The sequence below is a fragment of the Actinoplanes sp. NPDC051859 genome (genome assembly GCF_044452725.1).
Lineage (GTDB): Bacteria > Actinomycetota > Actinomycetes > Mycobacteriales > Micromonosporaceae > Actinoplanes.
This window is the reverse complement of the sequence record NZ_JBITBX010000024.1, coordinates 21,983-47,903: the sequence shown is the minus strand read 5'-3', so window position 1 is coordinate 47,903 and position 25,921 is coordinate 21,983. Positions and strand designations below refer to the sequence as shown.

The window sequence follows — 25,921 nt, the reverse complement described above, 5'->3', positions numbered from 1 at the left end:
CTACGACCCCGCCAAACACGGCGGAGCCTCGCGGTTCACCACCTCCCCGCCGCTCGCTCAAGCGGCGTGAGGTTGACACAGGGGGTGTCATGCGGGGTTCTCCTTCTTCGCCATGCGGCGCAGGGTCGGCCGGGCGGGTCGGGCGCTCGTCAGTCGTTCGCTGATCAGGGCCGGCGTTCGGGCGGCGAACAGGTCGCGGATGGACAGTTCCGCCTTGAGTGCGGTGCGGATGCGGCTCACCAGTCGGGTCGCGAGCAGGGAGTGGCCGCCGAGGGCGAAGAAGTCGTCGTCGATACCGACGGCGGGCAGGCCGAGCAGATCGGCGAACAGCCCGCAGAGGACTTCCTCCCGCTGGTTGCGAGGCGCCCGGCCCGGTTCGGTGACCACCACCGGGGCCGGCAGCGCAGCCTTGTCGACCTTGCCGTTGGAGGTCATCGGGAAGGCGTCGAGGACAACGACTGTCGGGACCATGTAGCCGGGGAGTTCGCGGGCGACGTGCTCACGCACCCCGGCCGGGTCCAGCTTCCGGTCGGCATCCGTCGTCACGTACGCGACGAGGCGCTTGTCGCCGGGCTGGTCCGCCCGGGCCAGCACCACGGCCTGGACCACGTCCGGGTGGCCGGCGACCATCCGGGTGACCTCGCCGAGCTCGATCCGGAAGCCGCGGATCTTCACCTGGTCGTCGGTGCGGCCCAGGAAGACGAGCTGCCCGTCCGGGGCCCACCGCACCAGGTCGCCGGTGCGGTACATCCGCTGTCCCGGGTCCCACGGGCAGGCCACGAACCGTTCCGCGGACAGGTCCGGGCGGCGCAGATAGCCGCGGGACAAACCCTGACCGGCCACGTACAGCTCGCCGGGCACGCCGGGCGGAACCGGGGACAGTCCCGCGTCCAGAACGTACAGGCGGGTGTTGGCGACCGGGCCACCGATGGGCGCCGGATCGACACCCGCCGACAACGGGCGACTGACCGTCGCGCAGACGGTGGCCTCTGTCGGACCGTACGCGTTGATCAGGCTGCGGCCGACCGACCACCGGTCCACCACCTCCCCGGACGGCGCCTCCCCCGCCACCCCCAGCGCTCGTACGCTCGGCAGCGCGTCGACGGGCAGAACGGCCAGTGCGGCGGGTGGCAGCGTCGCCTGGGTCACGCCGTGCTCGGCGATCGTCGCGGCGAGCGGCGGCCCCACGGTGAGCCGACCGGCGGACGGCACCACGAGCGTCGCCCCGGTCGTCAGGGCCGGGAAGATGTCCCACACCGAGGCGTCGAAGCTGGGCGAGGCGAACTGCAGGATCCGGCTGTCCGGGGTGATGCCGAACCGCGCCACCTTGGTGTGGATCAGGCTCGGGAGTCCGGCGTGGGTGACGGCGACGCCCTTGGGGCGCCCGGTGGAGCCCGAGGTGTAGATGACGTAAGCAACGGTCGCCGTGGTCAGCTGGCGGACCCGCTCGGCGTCGGTCACGGCCGTGTCCGGCAGCGCGGACAGCTGCTCGGTCAGGCCGGCGGAGTCGAGGAGCGTCGTGGGCACGTCCAGGTCCGGCAGAGCGGACGCTGTCTCGGCGACGGTCAGCAACCGGACCGGCCGGGCGTCGTCGACGAGATACCGGATCCGGCTGTCCGGATAGGACGGATCGATCGGCAGGAACGCGGCTCCCGACTTGGTGACGGCAAGCATGGCGATGACCCAGTCGACGGATCGCGGGAAGGACAGCGCCACGATGTCTTCGGCGCCGATCCCCTGACCGATCAGCCAGCGGGCGAGCACATTTGCCCGGGCGTCGAGCGCAGAGTAGGTCAGGGTGCGGTCGTCACCCACGACCGCCGTCGCATCCGGGGTCTTGTCGACCTGAGCCGCGAACAGCTCGCCGAGCGTGCCGTGCGGCACCGATGTCGTGGACTCGTTCCAGGTGACCAGCAGGCGCTCCCGCTCGGCAGGGGTGACCACGTCGATCTGGCTGATCCGGCGGTCCGGTGTGGTGACGGCTGCGGCCAGCACCAGGAGGAACCGGTCGACGAGCGCTCGCACCGTCGTCGCCTCGAACACGTCGGTGGCGTACTCGAACTGGCCGTCGAGGCCGGCGGCCCCGGGATGGACGACGAATGAGGCGGTCAGGTCGAACTTGGCGATGCCGAGGGGGACCAGCGCCGGCGCCACACTGCCCTCCGGCAGCTCCCACGCAGCCTGGCCGGCGTCCTGCACGGTGAGCATCGCCTGCACCAGCGGCTGCCGGACCGCCGTACGGTCCGGCGCGAGCTGTTCCACGAGCCGGTCGAACGGCACGTCCTGGTGGGCGAACGCGTCCAGGTCGCCCTCGCGGACCCGACCGAGCAGCGTCCGGACATCGGGATCGCCGGACAGGTCGGTACGCAGAACCAGGGTGTTCACGAAGAATCCGGCCAGCTCGTCAAGCGCCTCGTCGGCCCGGCCCGCGGTCGGGGTGCCGATGACGACGTCCTTGCCGGCGCCGACCCGGTGCAGCAGCACGGCGAACACCGCGTGCAGCACCATGAACAGCGTCGCGTCGTGCTCGTGGGCCAGCCTGAGCAGCGCGCGGTGCAGCTCTGCGGGCACGGCGAACGGCACTTGCCCACCGCGATGCGACGGCGTGGCCGGGTGGGCCCGGTCCACCGGCAGCTCCAGATAGGGCGGCGCACCGGCCAGCGTCTCGCGCCAGAAGGCCAGTTGCCGATTCTGCAAGCTGCCGGGGTCCGCCGCGTCGCCCAGCAGTTCGCGCTGCCACAGGGCGTAGTCGGCGTACTGCACCGGCAGGGCGGGCCAGTCCGGTGCGATCCCGGCGAGTCGGGCGGCGTACATGGCGGACAGGTCCCGCATCAGCGGCGCGAGGGACAAGCCGTCGGCGGCGATGTGGTGCAACACGAGCAGCAACAGCTGCCCATCCGGACCGTCGGCACCGAGATGAGCGCGCAGCGGCAGGTCGCGGGACAGGTCGAAGGCGCGGTGCGCCGCTTCGGACAGCCACTGTTCCGGGTCTCCGCCGGGCCGCTCGATCGTGATGGTGGCCTGGTCCGCGGGCCGGATCACCTGGTGCGGCACGCCTTCGTCCGCGGCGAACACGGTCCGCAGGCTCTCGTGCCGGGCCACGATGTCGGTCAGCGCCGCCTGCAGCGCACCCTCGTCGACCGGGCCGGCGAGGCGCAGCGCGTACGGCATGTTGTAGGTAGCGCTGGGGCCGTCCAGCTCGTGCACGAACCACAGCCGCTGTTGGGCTGCGGACAGCGGCACCACGGCGGGGCGGGGCATCTTCGCAAGCGACGGGCGGGGGCCGGACCGCGCGGACGCCAGCAGCTCGGCGAACCGGGCCGGGGTGGGTGCGGCGAAGACGTCTCGCAGGGACGACTCCACGCCGAGGGCGGCGCGGACCCGGCCGGTGAGCCGGGCAGCCAACAGCGAATGCCCGCCGAGAGCGAAGAAGTCACTGTCCGGGCCGACCTCGGGCAGGCCGAGCAGCTCCGCGAAGAGCCGGCAGAGAATCTCCTCGCGCGCGGTCCGGGGCGCGCGGGCGGGTTCCGCCGGGGCGGCCAGGTCCGGAACGGGCAGCGCCCGCCTGTCGACCTTTCCGTTGCGGGTGAGCGGGACCAGGTCGATCAGCGCGACCGTGCCGGGCACCATGTGCGCCGGGAGCCGGGCGGCGGCGTGGTCGCGGACGGCGGCCGGGTCGGCGGCACCGACCACATAGACCACAAGTCGTTGGTCGCCCGCGCGGTCCTCGCGCACCATGGCGACCGCCTGGCGAACGTCCGGGTGGCTCGCACAGGCCGCCTCGACCTCGCCGAGCTCGATCCGAAAGCCGCGGATCTTCACCTGGTCGTCGGTCCGCCCGGCGAAGACGAGCTGTCCTTCGGAGGTCCACCGGGCCAGGTCACCGGTGCGGTACATGCGCTCACCCGAGGTACCCAGAGGGTGGGCCACGAAGCGACCGGCGGTCAGGTCGGGCCGGCGCAGGTAGCCACGGGCCAGGCCCACTCCGGCCGCGTACAGCTCGCCGACCGCGCCTGGGGGCAGCGGGCGGAAGTGCTCGTCCAGGACGAACACCTCGGTGCCCGTGATCGGCGCGCCGATCGGCACCGGCGTGCCGGCGGCGAGCGGCTCGCTCAGGGTGGTGGTGACGGTGTTCTCGGTCGGACCGTACACATTGATCATGCGACGGCCCGTGTGCCACTCCTCGACCAGGTCCTGCGGCACGGCCTCACCGGCGACGGCCAGAACTCGTACGCCGGGAAGGGCGTCGGCGGGCAGCACGGCGAGCGCGGCGGGCGGCAGTTTGAGATGGGTGACGCCCAGCTCGGCCACCGTGGCGGCCAGCGGCGCCCCGACGGCGAGGCGCTCCGCGGACGGGGTCACCAGGGTGGCGCCGGACAGCAGGGTGACCCACAGGTCGGACTGTGCCGCGTCGAAGCTTGGCGAGGCGAACTGCAACATCCGGTCGCCCGGACCCACCTGCAACCGCTCGCCCTGGGCGGCGGCGAGGCTCGACAGGCCGGTGTGGGTGACGGCGACGCCCTTGGGCTGGCCGGTCGAACCAGACGTGTAGATCACGTACGCCGGGTTGGCGACCCGCACCGGGCGCACCAGCTCTGCGGCGTCGAGCGGGGCGTCCGAGCAACCGGTCGCGTCCAGCAGGACCACGGGAACTTCGGTTGCCGGCAGGTCCGCGGCCGTTTCGGGCACCGTCACGAGCGAAACGGGCCGGGCGTCGCCCAGCATGTAGCGAATCCGCTCGGCCGGGTAGGCCGGGTCGATCGGCAGGTATGCCGCGCCGGTCTTAGCCACCGCCAGCATCGCGATAGCCCAGTGCACCGAACGCGGGAAGGAGAGGGCGACCAGGTCCTCGGCACCGACCTGCCGGCCGATGAGCCAGCGGGCGATCCGGTTGGTCTCGCGGTCCAGCTGCGCGTAGGTGAGCGTGTCGTCCTCGCCGGCCAAGGCGACGGCGTCCGGGGTGCGCCGCGCCTGAGCGGTGAAGAGCTCAGAGATCGTGGCCGGTACGACCGCGGCGCCACCGGCGGACCACGCGGCGGTGCGCTCGCGTTCGACGGCGGTGAGCAGCTCGACGTCGGCGACCGCGCTGTCCGGCGTCGCCCCGGCGAACCGGGTGAGGAAACTGAGGAAGCGCGTACGGTGCCCGGCGAGCTCGTCGCCGGAATACAGCGTCGGGTTGCCGTCGAGGGCGACGTCGTAGCCCTCGCCCGCACGGCGGTCAAAGACGATCATGGCGAGGTCGTCGACCCAGCCGTTCGTCAGATTGCTCGCGGCTGCCGGGCTGGCCCCGAAGGACAAGCCGTAGTCGAAGCTCTGGATGTTGGCGCGCGGACCGGCGGGCCGGGCGCCTCCCGGCGCGCCCTGCTGATCCCGGCGCAGGTCCTCGACCCGGTAGTTCTGGTGCCGCAGCACGGCACGCGCCTCGGCAGCGACCTGCGCGATGAGTGCCGCGACGCTCGCCTGCGGTGCGACTGCCACTCGCAGCGGCAGCAGGTTCGACAGCATGGCCGGGGTCGCCCGGTCCTCCTCGTGCGCGCGTGCGGCGACCGGCAGACCGACAACGACTTCTTCGGCGGCGGTCATCCGGTGCAGGTACGCGGCCCAGGCGGCGATGACCACCAGCGGCCAGCGCGTCTGGTGGGCCGCGGCTGTCTCGTCCAGCAGCCGTACGGCGTCGGCGTCGAGCCGGCCGGGCGCGCGGATCACCCCGGTGGGCTCGGTGGGCTGCCGGTGGGACAAACCGGCCGGCTCGGGGCAGTCGCGCAGGTAGTCGGCCCAGAACTGGCGGTCCTGGGTGCGCTGGTCGGAGTCCGCGTACGCCCGTTCTCGACCGACAAGTGCCTCGTACCGACCGAAGGGGCGGTCCGGGATCGGGGTGCCGGCCGCGAGCGCCGAGTAGACCTCGGCGACCCGGCGCGCGACGAGGCTCATGCCGTAGGCGTCGATGACGAGGTGGTGGTAGCTCTGCCACCAGAGCTGACGGCTGTCGGAGAGGCGATAGAGGGCAAACCGGAACAACGGCTCGCCCGACAGGTCGAAGGGCTCGGCCTGCCGGGCGGCCATGTGCGCACATGCCGCCTCGAACGGCTCCCGCTCGCCGCGGAGGTCGAAGACCGGGAACTCCCAGTTGTCGACCGCGCCGAGGTGTTGCTGCGGTTCGCCGTCGGGGGCTTCGGCGAACCGGGCGGTGAGGCATTCCGCTTCGCCGACCGTGTGGGCCAGGGCCCGTTCGAGCAGGTCGGGCTGGACCGGGCCGGCGATGTCCAGGTATTCGGCGAGGGTGTGCACCAGGCTGTCGGGGGCGAGCTGCTGGGCGTACCAGATGCCGAGCTGGGCGGTGGTCAGCGGCAGGGCTACGGGGATGTGGGGGGCGGTCATGACAACGGTCAGCTCATCGCTTCGATCAGGCTCTTGGGCCGCATGTCGGTCCAATTTTCATTGACGTAGTCGAGGCAGTCCTGCCGCGGACTGGCAGTTTTGACAACGGTCCAACCAGCCGGCACGTCGGCGAATTCGGGCCAGAGCGAGTGCTGGCCTTCGGCATTGACCAGGACGAGAAAAGTGCCGTTCTCATCGTCGAAGGGATTCATTAAGCATCCTTACTTTCTTTGGCGGCACGGGTACGCCCGCAGCCGCAGACGCGACACGAAAAGCGACCAAGGCCCAACGGGGAGCGACACTAACACGAGGAGAATTCGGGTAAATCCGTTCATAGCGTCCATTTGCTGTCCACGTTGTGAGACGCCGCACGGGTGAGCTGAGCCACGACTTTGGCGCCCATGAATGCGTTGGGCACCCGTTCGAAACAAGCTACCCCAAGGTAACTTCGCCCAAAGTAATCACGCTAGAAAATTGCACCCCGCGCGCAGCTAGCAAATTCGAGGTGAACGCCGACTGAAAATGGGTACCCGGCAGGCGGGGTCGCCACCAACGACTCCAGGTAGCGACCACAATGCCGACCACTCCTTACGCGGTCGGCAAGCTTCTTGCCTCATCCGGCAGCGCCTCGATGCATCAAGCAGCGAGAGATCGCCGGTACGGTCCGATCACCCGCTGTCACGGTGCACCTGTGGGTGCCGGCCTGACTCCACACAAGACGATGACCTGCGGGCGTTGCCCGAATTCGCCGTCGTCGAGGGGCAACCGGGAACCCGATGCGACCGAACCGGTCAAGCCCTCGAGCGGCCGGAGTCGGTGCCCTGCCGGGCCACTGGCCGAGGCGCACGCGGAATGTACTCTTCGTCCGTGGCTACCGAGACCGACAGCAGCAAGGACGACACACCGCGGACCGCCGGGTCCCGGCTCAAGGAACTGATCATCCTCGCCGTGGTCGGCGTGCTGGTGGCGGTCGGCGTCCGGGCCTACCTGCTGCAGACGTTCTACATCCCGTCCGGATCGATGGAGCAAACCCTGCTCATCGACGACAAGGTGCTGGTCGACAAGATCAGCTATCGGATGCAGGAGCCCGAGCGCGGCGAGATCGTGGTGTTCCACCCCCCGCAGGCCTGGAACGCCGGGGAGGGCCAGGAATACATCAAGCGGGTCGTAGGCGTGGCCGGCGACCGGGTCGTGTGCTGCGAGGAAACCGGCCGGATCACCGTCAACGGCCAGCCGCTCGACGAAGACTACGTCTACCCCGGCGACAAGCCGTCCGAGCGCGATTTTGACGTCACCGTGCCCGACGGCTTCGTCTTCCTCCTCGGCGACCACCGCAGCGCCTCCGCCGACTCGCGGGCGCACCTCACCGAGCAGAACGGGATGGTGCCGGTGGACAGCATCGTGGGCCGGGCCTTCGCGACGTACTGGCCGCCGGCCCGGATGCGCATGCTGTCCGTACCCGAGACTTTCAGCGCCGTTCCCGACGTCCACTGACCGACTCGTCCCGGCCGGTCGGTGACCGGCCGGGACGTCGGCGAGCTCAGCTGGCGGGTCGGATCCGGCCGCGGACCTCGCCGAGACCGATGACGCTGCCGCCCGGGCCGGGCAGGGACGCGGAAATGACGACCTCGTCGCCGTCCTCCAGGAACGTGCGGGTGGATCCGTCGCCCAGCTTCAGCGGCTCCTGACCGCCCCAGGACAGCTCGATCAGCGAGCCACGCTCATCGGCCTCCGCGCCGCTGATCGTGCCGGAGGCGTACAGGTCGCCGGTCCGCAGCGAAGCGCCGTTGGCGGTCATGTGCGCCATCATCTGGGCGCCGGTCCAGTACATGCTCGCGAACCGTGGACTGGAGATGAGGTGGCCGTTGAGGCGCACCTCGAGGCGGATGTCGAGACCCCACGGCGGCGTCTCCGCGTCGTCCAGGTACGGCAGCAGCGGCACGGTCCGCTCCGGCGGCGCGACCCGAGCCGCCTCCAGGGCGGCCAGCGGCAGCACCCAGGGCGAGACCGAGGTGGCGAACGACTTGCCCAGGAACGGTCCCAACGGGACGTATTCCCACGCCTGGATGTCCCGGGCAGACCAGTCGTTCACCAGGCAGATGCCGAAGACATGCCGCTCGAACGCGGTGTGGGCGACGGGAACACCCAGCTCCGACGGCGCCCCCACGACGAAGCCGAGCTCGGCCTCGATGTCCAGGCGCTGCGACGGACCGAAGGTGATCTCCCCGTCCGGGCTGCGCCGCTGACCCTGCGGCCGGACGACGTCGGTGCCGGACGCGATGACGGTGCCGGCGCGGCCGTGATAGCCGATCGGCAGGTGCTTCCAGTTCGGCGTCAACGGGTCCTGACCGGGCCGGAACATCCGCCCCAGGTTGGTCGCGTGCTGTTCGGAGGCGTAGAAGTCCACGTAGTCGGACACGCTGAACGGCACATGCAGGCTGGCGTCCGTGGCTGCCACGAGATGCGGCTCCACCCGCTGCCGGTGGGTGTCGTCGGTGAGCCAGGCGGTCACCGCGGCCCGCACCTCGGCCCACACCTGCGGCCCGGCCGCCAGCAGCGCGTTCAGCGCGGGACCGCTGACCACGGAGACCAGATCCGGAGCCAGGTCGCGCGCCGCACCGGCCAGATCCAGGATCAGCGCACCGATCGCCACACCGACCCGCGGCTCCGGCGTAGCGGCGGTGCTGAACACGCCATAGGGCAGGGCGCCAACGCCGAACGGGTGGTCCGCCGGGATGTCGAGCCAGGTGGTGGGAAGGGCGGCGGTCAACGCTGTTCCTCTCGCAGAAGTCCGTGGTGCCGCAGGCCGTCGATCGGCTCGACGACGCTGCAGGTGCCGAAGCTGACGAAATGCCGGCGGACCCGGGCGGCCGTGACGGCGTCCATCCCGGCAATCGCGGCCGCGATCCGGGCACCGTCCTGGTCGGCCAGAGCCGCGGCGACCGCCTCGGTGTCTGCGCCGTCTATCGCACGGGAGGTCGCCACCAGAACGTTCAGGAAGCCGTGGTGCTCAAATCCGGTGGCGGGGTCCCGGTGCCGGATCGGGTCGTGCAGGCCGGCGGTGAGCTTGAACGCGGCGTCACCCCGGACCGCGGCCTGCACCGCGGCGGCGAGCGCCGGCTCGCTGGGAAATGCCGACGCCACCACGCCGCCGGTGCGGACCTTGAGGCGCAGGCCGGCACCGACAAGCGCCGCCACCTGCGCTGGGGTGACGTCACCGAGCGGCAGTTCGACATAGGTCGGCACTCCCGGCGGCGCGTACCGGTCGAGGGCGGCGATCAAGGTGCTCAGCGTCGCGGCGGACGCGGGCACCTCCAGGGCGACCAGCCGCACCCGCGGCTCGGCGCCCACCTCGGCAATGGCGGCGTCGACCTGGTCGGCGCCACTCGGCAACGTCAACGAGACAGCCAGCGGAGCACCGCCGGTCAGCTCCCCCGTCAGCTCCGCCCAGCGCGGGAAGGAACAGATGAAGGGGCCGAGCAGCGGCGCCTGCGGGGTTGCCCAGCGCTCCCGGTGCAGGCGCACGGCGTCGGCCATCGGGGCGTCGCCGGGCGGGAACACCGCCGCGTCGTCGAACAGGCCGTCGAACAGGCCCGGTGCGGTGTCGGTCGGGGTCACGAAGCCGGGCCCCGGCCGGCCCAGGTCCAGGCGTACTTGCCGTCGTCGCTGGCCCGGCCGCCCTCGCCCAGGCCGAGCGGGCGGAAGGTGTCCACCATGACAGCCAACTCGTCGAACCGCTCCGCACCGAGGCTGCCCTCGATGGCGCTGGGCTGCGGGCCGTGCGAGTGGCCGCCCGGGTGCAGCGAGATCGAGCCGACGTTGATGCCGGAGCCCTTGCGGGCCTCGTAATCGCCGCCGACGTAGAACATGACCTCGTCACTGTCCACGTTGGAGTGGTAATAGGGCACCGGCACGGCCAGCGGGTGGTAGTCCACCTTGCGCGGCACGAAGTTGCAGATGACGAAGTTGTGCCCCTCGAAGACCTGGTGCACCGGCGGCGGCTGGTGCACCCGGCCGGTGATCGGCTCGAAGTCGGCGATGTTGAACACGTACGGATACAGGCAGCCGTCCCAGCCGACCACGTCGAACGGGTGCTCCGGCACCACGTGCACGGTCCCGGCGAGCCCGGCCGGCCCGTCGCCCCGGTGCTTGATGTAGACCTCGACATCGTGGGCATCCAGCACCCGGGGCGCGTCCGGCACCCGCAGGTCGCGCTCGCAGTACGGCGAGTGCTCCAGGAACTGCCCGAAGCGCGAGAGGTACCGCTTGGGCGGGAGGATGTGGCTGTTGGCCTCGATGGCGTACAGGCGCAGCGGACCGTCGCCGGACGGCACCCAGCGGTGCGTGGTGGCGCGGGGCAGGATCACGTAGTCGCCGGAGCCGACCTCCAGGTCGCCGAAGACGGTCTCCACGGTGCCGGTGCCGGCCTCGACGTAGATGCACTCGTCGCCGGTGGCGTTGCGGTAGAGCGGGGACGGTTCACCCGCCACGACGTACGAGATCCGCACGTCGGCGTTGCCGAGGACGAGCCGGCGGTCGCGCACCGCGTCGCGCGACTTCCATTCCTGCTCGCCGAAAAGCGTGTGCAGCTTCAGGTGTCGGGGCAGCAGCGGCTGATTGGACACCGTGCTCTGGTCGGGCAGGTCCCAGGGCCGGGCGTCGACGACGGCCGACGGGACGTGCCGGTGGTAGAGCAGCGACGAGTCGGAGGAGAAGCCCTCCTCTCCCATCAGCTCCTCGTAGTAGAGCTTGCCGCCGGGATCGCGGTGCTGGGTGTGCCGCTTCGGTGGGATGCTGCCGGACCGCTGGTAGTGCGCCATCCGTGACTCCGTTCGCCCGATCGGTTGCCGCCGGTGCCGGGGCGGCGCGAGGCCGCCCCGGGTCGCCGATCAGAAGTTACCGCGCCGCTCCTGCTCGCGCTCGATGGCCTCGAAGAGCGCCTTGAAGTTGCCCTTGCCGAAGCCGAGCGATCCGTGCCGCTCGATGAACTCGAAGAACACCGTGGGGCGGTCGCCAGTCGGCTTGGTGAAGATCTGCAGCAGGTAGCCGTCCTCGTCGCGGTCCACCAGGATGCCGCGCTTCTGCAGCTCCTCGATGGGTACGCGGACCTCACCGATCCGGGCGCGCAGCTCCGGGTCCTCGTAGTAGGAGGCCGGGGTGTCGAGGAACTCGATGCCCTCGCCGCGCAGCACGTCGACGGTGCGCAGGATGTCGTTGGTGGCGAGCGCGAGGTGCTGGGCGCCGGGGCCGCCGTAGAACTCGAGGTACTCGTCGATCTGCGACTTCTTCTTGCCCATGGCGGGCTCGTTCAGCGGGAATTTGACCCGGTGGTTGCCCGAGGCGACCACCTTCGACATCAGCGCGGAGTAGTCGGTGGCGATGTCGTCGCCGACGAACTCGGCCATGTTGGTGAAGCCCATGACCCGGTTGTAGAACTCGACCCACTCGTCCATGGCACCCAGCTCGACGTTGCCGACGACGTGGTCCAGCGCCTGGAAGACCCGCTTCGGGGCACCCTCGCGCTTGACGAACGACGAGGTGCGGGCGACGTAACCGGGCAGGTACGGGCCGGTGTAGCGGGCCCGGTTGACCAGGGTGTGCCGGGTGTCGCCGTACGCGGCGATGGCGGCCATCCGGACGGTGCCGTGCTCGTCGGTGACGTCGTGCGGCTCGACCAGGACGGTGGCGCCGGTCGACCGGGCGTGCTCGACGCACTTGTCGACGTCGGGCACCTCGAGGGCGATGTCGGTGAGGCCGTCGCCGTGCTTGGCGTGGTGGGCGATGACCGGGCTGTCCGGCTGCACGCCGCCGTTGATGACGAACCGGACCGCGCCGCTCTTGAGCACGAACGACACGTGGTCGCGGTTACCGGTCTCGGGGCCGGAGTAGGCCACCAGCTCCATGCCGAACGCGGACTGGAAGAAGTGCGAGGTCTGCGTCGCGTTGCCGACCGCCCACACGACCGCGTCCCACCCGGTGACCGGGAACGGGTCGCTGCCGGAGTCGTACTCGACGAGCCCGACGAGCTGCTTGAGGGTGTCGAGGTCGAGCTCCGCGAGCCGCTCCTCGTTGGTGAGCGTGTCGTGCACGGACATGCCGGTCTCCTTCACCTGGTCGTCGGCGGATGCCACCTAGCTTGGTGAATGCGGCCCGGCTGCACAACAAGCGCATTCTGCGGCGAGCAGATTGTTCAGAGTGACCGGCCGGACCGGGGTCATGCTGCACAATCTGCTCAGCACGTGGGCTCACTCGCCGAGCCGCCCACCTCCGTATGGTCGCGCGTCCGGCCGGGCGGGCATGCCGATACCGGGGAAACGGCCCGGCTCAGGAAGCGAGGGTGACCCGGACGTCGCGGGCGGCGGCCAGGGCAGCGTTGTAGGACAGGCTCGCGCTGCCCGCCCGGGTGCGGATCTGGCAGATCGCCCCCCGATGGTCGCGCGGCGGATACACCTCGTCGCCGATGCCGGCAGACCACACCACACTGGTCACGAACGGCGATTCCTCGATCGCCGCGCGATCCGGCAGGTCCGTGACGATGCCGATCTCGGCCGGGTAGACCGTGACGGTGCTGGCGTACTGACCGGTGGGCGCCACGTCCGGCAGCCGTTCACCGAGGGCGCTGCGGCACAACAGCTCCCAGCACGAGACGGTCAGGCAGTCGTCCATCATCAGCGCCAGCAGGCCGCCGCCGAGCCGGGCGTTGACCTCCACCAGGACCGGCCCCTCGGGCGTCAGGATGAACTCGGAGTGCAGGAAGCCCTGGGTCAACTCGAAATGCTTGGCGCACGCCTCGACCGCCCCGACCATCTCGTCGGCGTCGGCGTGCGGCACCGCGGCCGGGAACGTGTACGACACCTCGCAGAAGTGCGGCCGCGGCCCGAGCTGCCGGTCGGTGATGCCCAGCGTGACGCACCGGCCGTTGTCGACGACGGTCTCCACGCTGTAGAGCGGCCCGGTCACGAACTCCTCGGCCATCAGCTCGCCGCCGAGGTAGCGCCCGGGGGCGATCAGCGTCGCGTGGTGTGCGCGTACCTCTTCCTCGGTCCGGCACAGCAGCACGTCGAGGCTGCCGGAACCCTTGACGTTCTTCAGCACGATCGGCCCGCCGACCGTGGCGAACAGTGCGAGGGCGTCCGAGACGTCGTGCACCGCCGCCCAGCGCGGCGACCGGATGTCCAACGCCGCGTAGTGCTCCCGGGCGAGGCGCTTGTCGCGCAGCACGGCGATGGCCTCGGCCGGGTGGAAGGGGACGCCGAGCTCGTTCGCCAGCGCCGCCGCGAACGGCAGGTTGCGGTCGCCGATGCTGACGACGCCGTGCGGGGTATCGCTGGCGCGGACCCAGTCGGCCAGACCGGCGTCGAGCGCCTCGGTGTCGGTGTCGGCGCTGCGGAAGATCCGGCCGCGGTCGGCAAGCGTTGGCAACAGGTCACCGGCCGGGGCGGCGGCGTACCGATCGGGATCGGTGCTGACGAGCCCGACGTCGATACCGTGCTCGACGGCCCAGGCGAGGGCGGACAGACCGGTGCCGGCGATGCCGGCTTCGACGAAGACGAGCATGGTGGGACCTCCTAGGTCGCGGCGTGGCGCCGGGAGACGTACGCGGACAGCGGCGCCAGCACCAGGATGAGAACGACTGCGGCGCCCGCCGACAGCAACAGGAACGTCTGCAGGCGGCCGGTGGCGAGGAACGATCCGAGGGCCAGCGCGACGCCGGCGCACACGGCGCGGTCGATGAGGGACTCGAAGGACAGCAGGGTGGCGCGGAAGCGGGACTCGGTGATCGCCTCGTTGAGCAGCTTCCGCTGCACCGGGTAGACCAGCCCGGCAACGAGCGAGAACGCGCACAGGCAGACCACGGTGAAAACACCAGGCGCGGGCACCACCAGGGCGAGGCTGGCCGCCATGAGGACCGTGAGGACCGACACGGCAGCAAGGTCGCCGGTGAAGCGCCGGACGCGGTGGCTGAGCGTCGCCCCGGCCACCTCGAACAGGGTCATCGCGGCGAGGACGGTGCCGTGCCATACGACCGGCGTGTCCTTGGCGGTCAGGATCGGCTGGAACAGGTTGACCTGCAGGATGCGTGACAGCGTGAAGACCGCGATGCCCTGCAGCATGATCAGCACCAGCAGCGGCTTGCGGCGCAGGAATCGGGCTGCGCCGCCCACCGTACGCAAAGTGGAGGCCTGCTTTCCGGTGGCCTCGGAATGCTCCGGGTCGGCGCCGAGCAGCGCCGGCAGGCGCAGCGCGAGCAGCAGGGCGACGACGGCGTTGAGCGCGGTCAGCCAGTAGACACTGGCCGGCAGCCAGGCCATCAGCACACCGGCGGCCGGCCAACACACGATCTTGCCGACCAGGCTGTAGGCCCGGGCATTGCCTTCGGCGCGCTGGTAGAACCAGCCTGCGTCGTGGCGTTGCAGGTACTCGTAGAGGTACGCACTCGCCGCACCGGAAACCAGCGACCGGGCCAGCGCGATGAGCAGCCAGTGCGCGAGGAAACCGCCATAGCTGGGCTCGGCGATCGGCACCAGGTTGGCTACCAGCAGCACCGCCGCGCCGCCGATCATGCTGCGGCGCAAGCCCAGCCGGTCGGCGAGCAGCCCGGTCGGGATCTCGAACAGACAGAACGCGATGTAGTAGATGCTCTGGATGCCGAAGATCTGCCGGTCGTCGAGGCCGACGACCTTTTGGTACGTGTAGAAGACCGGCACCCAGACGAGCAGGCCGAAGAAGAACTGGAAGCCGTAGTGGATCCAGACGATCCGGCGGACGTGCTCCGGCGCCTTACGGGACGGCTTCGCCTGGGCCTCAGCGGGCATGGTGGTGCCAACGGCGGACATGCAAATGCTCCTGCGGTGCAAGTCAGGGCCGGGTCAGGCCGAGTACGGGCGCAGCTGCACGATCGCGATGCGGTCGTCGTCGGCGACCCACTCGATGTCGACCGGCGCCGAGAAGGTGTAGTCGGGCGAGAAATGCGCCTGCAGCAGCCGCCCGGCCACGGCGAGGCGTTGCAGCCGCGCGCGACCGGCCTCGGGCAGGTCCTGCTCGGCATCGCCCAGCGACACCGTGCGGCCGCCGCCTTCCACGGTGTTGAACAGGTACTGCATCGGCGCGTGAGACCCCGCCACCACGTCCACCACGGACCGGGTCGAGACGTTGAGGTACACGTTGCGGAAGTCCGCGGGAGCCAGCGGGTTCGTGGTCACCATGACACCGCCCATGGTGTTGGCGACTTCCTCCTGGATCACCACGCCCATGTAGGAGTCGTCCAGGGAGATGCCCGCCTGCTGCCGGAGCCGGACGCTGCGCGGCGACAGCAGGGACGCCCACACCGTCTTGAGGCTGTCCATCACGTGGTCGGCGGTGGTGACATGGTTGACCGACTCGTAGATGCCGGCCGCCGAGAACCCGGCCAGGTCCTCCGCGTTCGACGAGCTGCGCACCACGAAGCTCGCCACGCCGCCCAGGTGGGACACCAGCGCGTCGTCAACCCGGGACCGGATGGACTCGGGGACCCGGGTGCGGCGGACCAGGCGCTGCAACTCGAGGCAGAGCGGCTCCACCTCGCGCGCGTCGAGCTCGAGGGCCATCTTCAGTTTGCCGATGGTCTGCTGGATGGCCGGCGACGACTCGAGGAACTCCCGCTGCAGGGAGAACGGCAGGGCGATGCCGCGCGGCACCCACATCAGCTCACGCAGCAGCCGGTTCGCCGCCTGCGACAGCCCGCCCGGGCTGCTCTCGCCAAGCAGGTTCTCCAGGTAGCCGAGCAGGTCCTTGCGGAACGGCCGGGGCACCCGGTAGAAGCCGAGGAGGCGTTCGGACCCGTGGCGCAGGACGTGGTGCAGCTCGCCGAGGTTGGCGGCCTTGGTGCCGTACCGGTAGTGGTCGGCGGCGCGGATCTCGGACAGCGCGGCGATCGGGCTCTGGTGCACCTCGGGCGGCTCGACGCTGACCTGCTGCGACACCCAGGCCGGGCGGTCCAGGTCGGCCGGGCGCTCGATCGGGGTGAGGCCGATGGCGTCGGCGCTCGCGGTGACCTCGTAGCGCACCCACTCGCCGTTCAGCCCCGCGGCGTCGATCCGGCTGAACGCGTCGAGCTGGATCGCGTTGGGCACGGCCCAGCCGGCGGCCAGCACGTTGGTGTGTGACAGCGGCGTGGTGTGCTGCGCGTTGATGATGCCGGACAGGCGCGGGATGTCGTCGGGCACCCGGTCCATCACGATGATGTCGTACCACTGCAGCGGCGGGTCGGCCTTGCGGTAGGCGTCCTCGTCGCGGAAGGCCCGCAGCCGGCCCTGCGCCACCCCGGGCTGCAACGCGACGAACGGCGCCGCGGAGAAGATCTCGTGCGCGGCGATGCGCGGCATCTCGGTGGCCGGGACCTCGGTGAGCTGCTGCTCCTGCCGGTGGGTCGCCGGCTTGAACAGCAGCGGCAGGCCCGGGTCGATGTTCTCGGCGACGAAGGCGTAGAACCAGCGCAGCATGTCGGTGGACATGGTGTCGACCTCGACGGTCTCCAGGCAGAGGAAGCGCCGGGTGCCGTTCTCGTCCTCGCGCGCGTGCAGCGACAGCAGTCCCAGGTAGAGCCGCCGGTCCGGGTCGCCGTAGAACGCGTGGTTGTACTGGTCGACGTTGGTCTCCAGCTCCTGCCGCGTGATGCGCAGGATGTGCTCGGCGATGTAGTAGCCGTGGAACGCGTACTGCTCGTTGTCGATGAAGTGGATGACACCTGCCTGGCGGTCCACCACGACCTTGACGAAGCGGTGCCCCGACAGAGTGCCGGCTAGCTGGTCGAACGCCTCGATGGTCAACCGCTCGCCGACGAGTGCCGGCGGGGCGAGGTAGTCCTGTGCGGTCTGAGTGTCCACTGTCGTCCATCCTTCCGGGCTGGCCGGTCAGTGTGGGGTGTTTGCCCGGCACGAGCACCGTCAATCACGGTGACGGCAGACAGATCATGTCGCCGCTTCGCTCACCCTAGAGATCGATGTGGTTGCTCTCCGCTAGCTCCCCACAGCAATCGATGCATCTAGCTCTGTTAAGGAAGAATTAAGGACACTGCTGAGCTGGATGAATGTCCGCTGAAGATCCACACCGCACCAGCGAACGAGAGGCAAACTCCCGATGACTACGCCCCGTTTCGCCGGAATATCCGGCCTTGGCGAGAATCTCGACACGGTGGTAGTGATCGATGTCATGCGCGCCTTCACCACCGCCGCATGGGCCCTCGCCCGCGGCGCGGAATGCATCCTGCTGGCCGCCGACGTGGCACATGCTCTCACCCTGAAGGCCAGCCACCCCGGCGCCATCGCCCTGAAGGACGGCGCACCCGCGGACGGCTTCGAGACCGTCAACTCCCCCGGCCACGTGTCCGCACTGGACTTCACCGGCCGTACGGTCGTGCAGACGACCACCGCCGGAACCCGCGGCGCCCTCGCCGCTCGGCACGCGCGGCGCGTCCTGTGCGCCAGTTTCGTGGTGGCCGGCGCGACGGCTCGCGCGCTCCGCGCCGACCCGGGTGCCGCCGTCACCTACCTTGTCACCGGCGACGATGGCACCGCGGACGAGGACCTAGCGTGCGCGGAGTACCTCGCTGCCCTGGTCGTGGACCCGGCGGCGGACGTGACGCCGTACCGGAAAAGGGCGAGGGTGTCAGCCGCAGCCGACACCCTCGCGACCGGCCTCAGCCGGGGTCATCTCGGTGTGCACACCGACGACGTGGACCTGTGCCTGGACGTCGACCGGTTCGATTTAATGGCCGCCGCGGACGTCGACGGGGTCAGCGTCCTGCGGCGGGCGGTGGTCAGCCGCCGGTGATGGACCAGTGCCAGGCCTCGGACGGCAGGTTGACGAAGCCATACCGGGCGGCGTGCGCGGACAGCCACCGGAAGCCGGCGGTGTCGGCGGAGAGCGACCGGCCGTCGGCGGTGATGTCCACTGCCAGGCCAAGCTCGTGCAGGGACTGGCCGGGGATCGCGGTCGGGACCCGACAGGACGAGGCCGGCGACTTCCACACGTCGGGGCAGCCGTTGGCCTTGCGCAGCCGGATCTGCTGCTCACGGGTCCGGAAGCCACCGCCGGACAGCACGACGCCATCGGACTTGGCATCGGCGAGCATGCGCCGGAACGAGAAGGCGACGCTTCTATGCACGGTGACGCCGTTCACCTGGGTGGTGTCGGCGGTCTTGAACGTGGTCCGGACCTCGGCGACGACGTTGCGGCTGAGAGCGGCGGCCTGACCGGCCAGCTCGGCCGACTTGTCGAGGGCGATGAGCCGCTGCTGGTTGGTCAGGATCGCCGCCGACGTGTTGCGCCAGCCGGTAACCGCCCGGTCCAGCCCTGAGGTAGCACTGGAGGATGCGGCCAGCGCCGTCTTCAGCGTTGCCGCCGCGGTACGGGCGTCCGCCCGGCGGGCCGTCACGATCTTGGCTGCGGACAGGACGACATCCCGGCTCGCCGCGACGGACTTGGCGTTACGCGGGCGCTGCTGCGTCACCACCGTGAGCTTGTTGCGGGCCGTCGCCAGGGATTCCACGGCAGCCGATTGAGCGGTGCGCGCGGCGGCATCGGCAGCGACCGCGGCGGTCAGCTCGGCCAGCGCCGTCGCGTGCGCGGCGCGGCCCTGGGTGATCCGGGTGGAGTACATCCGCAGGTTGGTCCGCTGGGTGGCGAGCTTCGTGCGCAGCTGCACGTACGCCGGCGTCGGCGTGAGGCTGTGGTACATCAAGGACGACCACTTCTTCGCGGCCTGCGGCACGGCGGTCGCGGACGCATCCGGTGTCGTGGCGGTCGGCGCCGCGGGGGCGGTGGCCGGCGGCTCGGCGGGTCCGGCCGCGGCGGTTGCCGGGGCTGCGGTGGCGGTCAGGGCCGAAGCGGCAACGGCAACGGCGGCGGCAGTGGCGAACGGACGGCGAGTCTTGCGGGCGGGGCGATGGTGCGGTCGGGACTTCATCTGGTTCGGCGCTCCTCGGCCTGGGTCGGTCAGGGCGTGTCCTGGCCGACTCTGCTGGCCGGGAAGAGCAGTCCCGTGCCGAGCGCGGAGCGAAACGGTTGCAGGCCCATCCCACCGTGGCTGATGTGACCCAACGTGAGCGACTCTCCGGGACCTTGTGCTCACCCTCGGCGCCTGGCGCAGTGACCCACGTCTCCCCCTTTCGGGTCTCCGACCTCGGGTTCTGAACGCTCTCTAAGCCTTTTCTTAAGCCTTCCTGTGCCCCGCCCCACGCTGGTGAGAAGGACGGGAGAGTACCGGGGTCCGCGCCGAAGGGGACGCTCCGTTACTTCCGGAGCTGTCACCGGCGGTGACGGCTCACCGGCGATCGCCGGTGTGGGGGAGACGGAAGGACGCAACATGCAGGCGAGACGGATCGTCGCCACGGTGACCATGGTGTCCGCCGCGGGACTCGCGGCGGTGCTGACCATCCCGGCCTTCGCGGGCACCGACGCGAAGCCGCAGGGATCGGCCGGCGCGCAGGCACCGGCACCGAAGCAGGCCGGCGAGGCAGACGCGCTGCTGGAAGCCATGCAGCGCGACCTCCAGCTGACCCGGGGCGACGCCGTGCAGCGGCTGGGCGCGGAGGCGATCACACCGGAGCTCGAGTCCACGCTGCGTACGGTCACCGGCGACGCGTACGGCGGCGCCTGGATCAAGGCCGGCACCAACAAGCTGACCGTCGCCGTGACCGATCCGTCGCTGGTGGAGAGCATCCGCGCAGCCGGTGCCGACCCGACGCTCGTCGCGAAGAGCACCGACAAGCTCGAAGACGCGCAGCGCCGCCTGGACAGCAAGGCCGCCAAGGCACCGAAGCAGGTCTCCGGCTGGTACGTCGACCCCAGCTCCAACACGGTCACCGTCATGGCCCGCGCCGGCAGTGAGAAGAAGGCGCGTGACTTCGCCAAGAAGGCCGGCCTCGGCGGCGCCGACGTCAAGGTGCAGACCGTCGAGTCCGACTTCACCGCCATGTTCGACGTCCGCGGCGGCGACGCGTTCATCATCAACCGGTCGTCGCGCTGCTCGGTCGGCTTCCCGGTGACCACCGGCTTCGTGACCGCCGGCCACTGCGGCGCGCAGGGCTCCACCACGGTCGCCCAGAACAACGCGCAGGGCACGTTCCGCAGCTCCAAGTTCGGCAACCGGGGCGGCAACGACTACGCGGTCGTCGACGTCAACCGCAACTGGACGCCGAAGCCGGTGGTAGCCACCACCAACGGCGGCCAGGTGCCGATCGCCGGCTCGAAGGAAGCCCCGGTGGGCGCCTCGGTGTGCCGTACCGGCTCGACCACCGGCACTCGCTGCGGCGTGATCACCGCTCGCAACGCCAGCCTGAGCGTGAGTGGGCGCGCTGTCACCGGCTTCATTGTCACCAGCGCTTGCGCCCAGCCCGGCGACTCGGGTGGTTCGCTGCTCGCCGGCAACCAGGCTCAGGGCGTGCTTTCCGGCGGCTCCGGCAACTGCAACGGCGGCCGCGCCAACACGGTGTACCAGCCGATCAACCCGGTCCTGCGGACCGAGGGCCTGAAGCTGGTGACCACCGGCGGTGCCGCTCCGGCGCCGGCCCCGCAGCCCACCAGGCCCGGCAACGGCGGCACGCCGAAGCCCACCCCGACCCAGCCCAGCGGCGGCAACGCCACCCAGCGGGCCGAGAACGAGGTCGTCCGCCTCGTGAACCAGGAGCGGGCCAAGGCCGGTTGCGCGGCGGTGACCGTGGACAGCCGCCTCGCCGGCGCGGCGAAGGCGCACTCGCAGGACATGGCGAGCAACCGGTTCTTCGCGCACACCAACCGGCAGGGCAAGAGCCCGTCCCAGCGGGTCACCGCAGCCGGTTACAAGTTCCGGCTCACCGGTGAGAACATCGCCTTCGGACAGGCCGACGCGGCCGCGGTCATGAAGGCCTGGATGAACAGCTCCGGGCACCGGGCCAACATCCTCAAGTGCGGTTATAAGAACATCGGTGTGGGCCTGGCCCTGCGCAACGACTCCGGCCGTCAGGTGCCGTTCTGGACGCAGGAGTTCGGCGCCACCTTCTGATCGGTTTCCCGCTCCCGTACTACTCCGCCCACCCTTCCTGGACCGCCATCTGCGGAGGGGTGGGCGGTTTCTATGTTTAAACCCGAAGAAGGCCAGTTCATGGCTAGGGTCGGAGCTGTTCCGCACGAGTTTTCCGGCGTGAAGGGCTGACCCTGCGATGACCGCTGCCGCGCCGAGCCGGCCACGCCGGAATCCGCTGCTCCGCTGGATGGCCGACCGACGGATCGCCACCAAAGTCAGTACCGCGGTCCTGCTGATGGCGATCGTCGCGGTCGGGGTCGGCGTCCTCTCGATCACCCGCATGTCGCAGCTCAGTCACGCCGCGGACGACATCTACGACCTGGGTGTCGTACCCATCCAGCAGATCGGCCAGCTCAAGATCGACATGGAGCAGACCCGCCGCAACGTGCTCAACCACGCGGTGTCGCGTTCGGCCGAGTCGAGGACGAAGTACGAGACGCTGCTCAAGGAGAACGACGCCGCGTTCGCCCGCGACTTCCAGACCTACCGGGCCGACACGGCCAACCCTGCCACGGCCGACGAGATGGCCGCCGCCTGGCAGCAGTACCAGCAGATCCGCGACGACCGGCTGCTGCCCGAGAGCCGCGCCGGCAACATCGCCACCTTCGAGCAGATTCGCGACACGGAGGCGCTCCCCGCCGGCAGTAAGGCCGCCGAACTCGCCGACACGCTCAGCAAGCAGGAGAGCGCCTTCGCGAAAACGCAGCAGGAGAACGCCGCCGACGCCTTCACGTCGTCCCGGACCATCATCATCGTCATGCTCGCCGTCGGCGTCCTGGTCGCGCTGGCCTTCGGGCTCTACATCGCCCGGGCACTGGTGGCCCGGGTCAAGCAGATGTCGGTGATCGTGGCCGGGCTTGCCGCGTGCGACCTCACCCAGCGGGTCCGCCTCGACTCCCGCGACGAGTTCGGCACCATGGGACAGGACCTCGACTCCGCGATCGAGTCCGTCCAGACCACCGTGCACGACCTGGCCGTCACCGCGACCGCCCTGTCCGCCGCGGCGGTCCAGCTGTCCAAGGTGAGCGGCGAACTGTTCACCGGCGCCCAGGAGGCCTCCGGCAAGGCGTCCCTGGCCGCCGACTCGGCCGAGCAGATCAGCGACAGCGTGCAGACGGTCGCCGCCGGCGCCGAAGAGATGACCGCTTCCATCCGCGAGATCGCCAGCACGTCGAGCCAGGCCGCCCACGTCGCCAACGAGTCACTGACCATCGCCCGGGCCACCAGCGGCGAGCTGGCCGAACTCGGCCGGGCGAGCACCGAGATCGGCGACGTGGTGCGGCTCATCACCGCCATCGCCGAGCAGACCAACCTGCTCGCCCTGAACGCCACCATCGAGGCCGCCAGGGCCGGCGACGCCGGCAAGGGCTTCGCCGTCGTCGCCTCCGAAGTCAAGGACCTGGCCCAGGAAACCGCGCGGGCGACCGAGGACATCACCGGCCGGATCACCGCCATCCAGACGAGTACGGAAACCACCGGCACGGCGGTGCTGCGCATCGAGGAAGTCATCGGGCAGATCACCGACTACAGCACCACCATCGCCTCAGCCGTCGAACAGCAGTCGGCCACCACCAACGAGATGACCCGGTCGATCAGCGAGGCCGCCACCGCCAGCACCAACGTGCTGGCCAACTTCGCGGGCGTCGCCCAGGTCACCACGGCCACCTCGGACACCGCCCACGCGAGCCAACTGGCCGCCGACGACCTCTCCGGCCTGGCTACCAAACTCAACCGGCTGGTCAGCCGGTTCAGCTACTGACCCGCAAGGCAGGGTGACCATGAGCTCTCCTGATCCGGCGCAGGCGTACCGGCTGCAGCGACCCGACATCGCCGAGGCCCGTACGGCGCTGCGGCAGCTCTACGGGCACCGGACCGACGACCTGTGGCGCACGCTGCTCACCAGGGCCGGCCTCAGCGGTTACGAAACCGACGAGGCCTCGCTCACCCGACTGCTGACCGCGATGACCGACACCGACCCGGTCATGGCGCTGTGCGCGCGCAGCCTCACCATCCGGATGAACGCCCACACCCATCTCACCGCCGCCCACACCCTCATCCGCGACGCCGAATAGCCGGGAGCACGCTCATGACCGACGTCGACCCCGTCGCCAACCTCGCCCGCATGCAGGTGCTGGCCGGCTACGACCTCTTCGACCCCGGCCTCGCCGCCGACCTTCGCCGCATCTGCCAGCGCAGCGCGGAGACGATCGACATCCCGCTGACCGCGGTGCAGGTCGTCCTGAACACGGCGACTGCCGTACTCGCCACGAACGGCCCCGAGGCGGACTTCCTCACGCCGCTCGGCGGCACACCCAACGAGTACAGCCTCTGCCTGAACGTCGTCGTCGACCGCGCCCCGTACGTGGTGGACGACCTCACGGCCCACCCCGCCTGCGCCACCAACCCCGCGGTGCGGGCGGGCATGATGCGGTCCTATGCCGGCGTGCCGCTGACGTTGCCCGACGGCGAGATCATCGGCAGCCACTGCGCCGCGGGTCCGCAGCCGCGCCACTTCACGGAAGCCGACATGGCCGTCCTCAGCACCGCCGCCGGCGAGATCGTCGCCCGGATCACCCGGCAGCGCATCGTGCCGGCGACTCCTGCCTGAGGAAACCGGCATGCCCACGAGGTCTCAGCACGGTCGCCGAACCGGGCATATGCGCATTCAACGGCGTTTCGGCGGATAGCGTCGAGAACATGGACCCCCGCTGGCCGGCCCCGCGCAGCCCCTGGTGGCGCTCCGGGCTGGTCGTCGGTCTGGTGGTGCTGCTCGGCGCACTGGGTACGGGTCTGTCCACGGTCGCCCTGCGCGTCACAGCGCAGAGCTGGAGCGAACGCGCCTTTGCTCAAAAGCAGGACGTCATCGCCAAGGTCATCGTGGCCGAGCTGATCCAGTACGGGGTGGCGCTCGCCGACCTGTCCGCTTCGATCGGTGCCCAGCCTCGCCTCACCGCGGGCGGGTTCGCGGCCATCACCGCACCGTTCAACAATTCCCGGCTGCCCGGCGCGACCGAGATCAGTTTCGTCGTACCGGCCACCGCCGCGACGATGCCCGTGGTGCAGGCGGACTGGCGGGCGCGGGGCAGCGCGGGGCTCACCCTGACCGCCGGCAATGTCGACGGTGAGCACTACTTTCCGGTCCTCGGGCGGGCGCTCGACGGGGGGTCGGCCGAGATCGGCGACGACCTCCTGCCGACGACCGACATCGTGACGGCCTTGCAGAGCGCCCGAGCCGACGGTGGCGTGGTGACCAGCAGCACCTACCCCTCGGCGGACGGCATCGACCGGTCCTTCGTGATGGCTGCGGCCGTGGTGTCCACTGGAACGGACGGCAAGGCCGGCGAGTTTCTCGGTTGGATCACCATGGCCTTCCGGGGCAGCGAATTCCTCGGCCCGGCGCCTGGCCTCATCGGCGGCGACCAGGTCAGCATCGAGTTCACCGACGTCTCGGGCGAGACACCGGTGCGGGTCGCGAGCTGGGCCTCCCCCGCGCGGGCGGAGACTGTCATCGCGCCGAAGACGGTCGAGCTGCCGTTCCCGCCGAAGCAGTGGCGGCTGACCGTGCGGCCGACCGTCGCCTTGCTCCCCGCGACCGAGGCTTGGCTGGCGCACGGCGCGGCGGCGATCGGCAGTGTGCTCACCCTGCTGCTGGCGAGCCTCACCGCCACCGTGGTGACCTCGCGCGACCGGGCGCTGCGCCGGGTCGATCAGGCCACCCTCGAGTTGCGGTACGACATCGCCCGGCGCGAGTCGGTCGAGCTGCAGTTACGCAAACGCGAAGAGGAACTGACCGGCTTCGCCGGGGTGGTGGCCCACGACCTACGCAGCCCGCTGGCCAACGTGCTGGGCTATGCCGAGCTGATCGCCGACGAGGATGACGGTTCGCTCTCGGCCTACCAGCGCGACAACCTGGCCCGTCTACGCAAGAGCGCCGACCGGATGCGAATGCTGATCGACGACCTGCTCGCGTACGCGACAGCGGACCACACCGTGCTGCGACACGACGACGTCGACCTGAATCTGCTGGTCGACAGCATCCTCACGGAACGCCTCGACGGCACATCGTCGGGTGCACAGGTCAACCATGCGAGCCTGCCGACCGTACGGGGCGACGAAAGCCAGATTCGTCAGGTCCTCGACAACCTGATCGGCAACGCCATCAAGTACACGCCGCCGGAGCGGGCCGCCGAGATCAGCATCGGCGCCACCCTGGAAGTGACGCTCGGTGAGGACATGGCGGCGCCGGCCTGGCACCGCATCGAGGTCGCCGACCGGGGCATCGGCATCCCGGAGGACCAGCGGGCCGAGGTCTTCCACGCGTTCATCCGGGCCGCGGGCAGCGAGGACTTTCCCGGGACCGGACTGGGTCTGGCGATCGTGCAGCGCATCATCGAACGGCACGGCGGCACCGTCGGCGTGGACGGCAACCCTGGTGGCGGCAGCCGGTTCTGGTTCACGTTGCCCGCGTGACCACTGCTCTCCGGGGTACCCATTGCGATA

17 protein-coding genes are annotated in these 25,921 nt (G+C 70.4%); 7 read left to right on the top strand and 10 right to left on the bottom strand.

Translation table 11 applies throughout. The features are described from left to right. Positions 1-87: 87 nt before the first annotated feature. Together ACIA1L_RS32350 and ACIA1L_RS32345 are read right to left on the bottom strand one after the other, a co-directional pair. Complete coding sequence (locus ACIA1L_RS32350) at positions 88-6,378, bottom strand: amino acid adenylation domain-containing protein (protein ID WP_396076862.1); 6,291 nt, start codon at positions 6,376-6,378, stop codon at positions 88-90. Positions 6,379-6,386: 8 nt separating this feature from the next. Continuing rightward, on the bottom strand, positions 6,387-6,590 hold the full coding sequence (locus ACIA1L_RS32345) for an MbtH family protein (protein WP_396076861.1): 204 nt from the start codon (positions 6,588-6,590) through the stop codon (positions 6,387-6,389). A 655-nt stretch (positions 6,591-7,245) separates the two neighbouring features. On the opposite strand from ACIA1L_RS32345, the gene lepB reads away from it, so the two are divergent. Further along, entirely contained in the window at positions 7,246-7,872 is a 627-nt protein-coding gene (gene lepB / locus ACIA1L_RS32340) for a signal peptidase I (protein WP_396076860.1), read from the top strand. Positions 7,873-7,918: 46 nt separating this feature from the next. On the opposite strand, the gene fahA is transcribed toward lepB, so the two are convergent. From fahA to ACIA1L_RS32305, 7 genes are all read right to left on the bottom strand, one after another. Next, positions 7,919-9,148, bottom strand: coding sequence for a fumarylacetoacetase (fahA, locus tag ACIA1L_RS32335; RefSeq protein WP_396076859.1), 1,230 nt, complete (start codon positions 9,146-9,148; stop codon positions 7,919-7,921). Continuing rightward, positions 9,145-9,996 (bottom strand): hypothetical protein, encoded by an 852-nt coding sequence (locus ACIA1L_RS32330; protein WP_396076858.1) that lies wholly within the window; start codon positions 9,994-9,996, stop codon positions 9,145-9,147. Before ACIA1L_RS32330 ends, fahA begins: the two co-directional genes overlap by 4 nt. Then, entirely contained in the window at positions 9,993-11,198 is a 1,206-nt protein-coding gene (locus ACIA1L_RS32325) for a homogentisate 1,2-dioxygenase (protein WP_396076857.1), read from the bottom strand. The genes ACIA1L_RS32330 and ACIA1L_RS32325 overlap by 4 nt, the downstream gene beginning before the upstream one ends. Before the next feature lie 69 nt (positions 11,199-11,267). Beyond that, positions 11,268-12,473 carry a 4-hydroxyphenylpyruvate dioxygenase gene (gene hppD, locus ACIA1L_RS32320; RefSeq protein ID WP_396076856.1) on the bottom strand — a complete coding sequence of 402 codons (1,206 nt, stop codon included), beginning with the start codon at positions 12,471-12,473 and terminating at the stop codon, positions 11,268-11,270. A gap of 229 nt (positions 12,474-12,702) precedes the next feature. Next, complete coding sequence (locus tag ACIA1L_RS32315; RefSeq protein ID WP_396076855.1) at positions 12,703-13,935, bottom strand: ATP-grasp domain-containing protein; 1,233 nt, start codon at positions 13,933-13,935, stop codon at positions 12,703-12,705. An 11-nt stretch (positions 13,936-13,946) separates the two neighbouring features. Continuing rightward, positions 13,947-15,215, bottom strand: a complete 1,269-nt coding sequence (locus ACIA1L_RS32310; RefSeq protein ID WP_396076854.1) for an MFS transporter — start codon at positions 15,213-15,215, stop codon at positions 13,947-13,949. Positions 15,216-15,248: 33 nt separating this feature from the next. Next, positions 15,249-17,243 (bottom strand): PEP/pyruvate-binding domain-containing protein, encoded by a 1,995-nt coding sequence (locus ACIA1L_RS32305; protein ID WP_396076853.1) that lies wholly within the window; start codon positions 17,241-17,243, stop codon positions 15,249-15,251. 253 nt (positions 17,244-17,496) lie between these two features. Between ACIA1L_RS32305 and ACIA1L_RS32300 the strand changes: the two genes are divergently transcribed. Then, entirely contained in the window at positions 17,497-18,189 is a 693-nt protein-coding gene (locus ACIA1L_RS32300; protein ID WP_396076851.1) for a 2-phosphosulfolactate phosphatase, read from the top strand. On the opposite strand, the gene ACIA1L_RS32295 is transcribed toward ACIA1L_RS32300, so the two are convergent. Then, positions 18,176-19,324, bottom strand: coding sequence for a M15 family metallopeptidase (locus ACIA1L_RS32295; protein WP_396076850.1), 1,149 nt, complete (start codon positions 19,322-19,324; stop codon positions 18,176-18,178). The two genes, ACIA1L_RS32300 and ACIA1L_RS32295, sit on opposite strands and share 14 nt — an antisense overlap. A 399-nt stretch (positions 19,325-19,723) precedes the next feature. Here ACIA1L_RS32295 and ACIA1L_RS32290 point away from each other — a divergent pair, with 399 nt between their 5' ends. The 5 genes from ACIA1L_RS32290 (at position 19,724) to ACIA1L_RS32270 (ending at position 25,891) form a co-directional block, all read left to right on the top strand. Next, positions 19,724-21,400: a CAP domain-containing protein gene (locus ACIA1L_RS32290; RefSeq protein WP_396076849.1), complete on the top strand. Its 1,677-nt coding sequence runs from the start codon at positions 19,724-19,726 to the stop codon at positions 21,398-21,400. Between the two features lie 157 nt (positions 21,401-21,557). After that, positions 21,558-23,180, top strand: a complete 1,623-nt coding sequence (locus ACIA1L_RS32285) for a methyl-accepting chemotaxis protein (protein WP_396076848.1) — start codon at positions 21,558-21,560, stop codon at positions 23,178-23,180. 19 nt (positions 23,181-23,199) lie between these two features. Further along, positions 23,200-23,493, top strand: coding sequence for a hypothetical protein (locus ACIA1L_RS32280; protein ID WP_396076847.1), 294 nt, complete (start codon positions 23,200-23,202; stop codon positions 23,491-23,493). A gap of 14 nt (positions 23,494-23,507) precedes the next feature. Next, entirely contained in the window at positions 23,508-24,029 is a 522-nt protein-coding gene (locus tag ACIA1L_RS32275; RefSeq protein ID WP_396076846.1) for a GAF domain-containing protein, read from the top strand. Between the two features lie 89 nt (positions 24,030-24,118). Then, positions 24,119-25,891, top strand: coding sequence for an ATP-binding protein (locus ACIA1L_RS32270; RefSeq protein WP_396076845.1), 1,773 nt, complete (start codon positions 24,119-24,121; stop codon positions 25,889-25,891). Positions 25,892-25,921: the final 30 nt, after the last annotated feature.

Bases quoted from the DNA above. Each gene is read 5' to 3' on its own strand.
- ACIA1L_RS32325 (WP_396076857.1), bottom strand. From the start codon at position 11,198: ATGGCGCACTACCAGCGGTCCGGCAGCATCCCACCGAAGCGGCACACC.
- ACIA1L_RS32270 (WP_396076845.1), top strand. From the start codon at position 24,119: ATGGACCCCCGCTGGCCGGCCCCGCGCAGCCCCTGGTGGCGCTCCGGG.
- ACIA1L_RS32275 (WP_396076846.1), top strand. From the start codon at position 23,508: ATGACCGACGTCGACCCCGTCGCCAACCTCGCCCGCATGCAGGTGCTG.
- ACIA1L_RS32350 (WP_396076862.1), bottom strand. From the start codon at position 6,378: ATGACCGCCCCCCACATCCCCGTAGCCCTGCCGCTGACCACCGCCCAG.
- ACIA1L_RS32295 (WP_396076850.1), bottom strand. From the start codon at position 19,324: ATGAAGTCCCGACCGCACCATCGCCCCGCCCGCAAGACTCGCCGTCCG.
- ACIA1L_RS32315 (WP_396076855.1), bottom strand. From the start codon at position 13,935: ATGCTCGTCTTCGTCGAAGCCGGCATCGCCGGCACCGGTCTGTCCGCC.
- hppD (WP_396076856.1), bottom strand. From the start codon at position 12,473: ATGTCCGTGCACGACACGCTCACCAACGAGGAGCGGCTCGCGGAGCTC.
- ACIA1L_RS32290 (WP_396076849.1), top strand. From the start codon at position 19,724: ATGCAGGCGAGACGGATCGTCGCCACGGTGACCATGGTGTCCGCCGCG.
- ACIA1L_RS32310 (WP_396076854.1), bottom strand. From the start codon at position 15,215: ATGTCCGCCGTTGGCACCACCATGCCCGCTGAGGCCCAGGCGAAGCCG.
- ACIA1L_RS32345 (WP_396076861.1), bottom strand. From the start codon at position 6,590: ATGAATCCCTTCGACGATGAGAACGGCACTTTTCTCGTCCTGGTCAAT.
- ACIA1L_RS32300 (WP_396076851.1), top strand. From the start codon at position 17,497: ATGACTACGCCCCGTTTCGCCGGAATATCCGGCCTTGGCGAGAATCTC.
- ACIA1L_RS32280 (WP_396076847.1), top strand. From the start codon at position 23,200: ATGAGCTCTCCTGATCCGGCGCAGGCGTACCGGCTGCAGCGACCCGAC.
- ACIA1L_RS32285 (WP_396076848.1), top strand. From the start codon at position 21,558: ATGACCGCTGCCGCGCCGAGCCGGCCACGCCGGAATCCGCTGCTCCGC.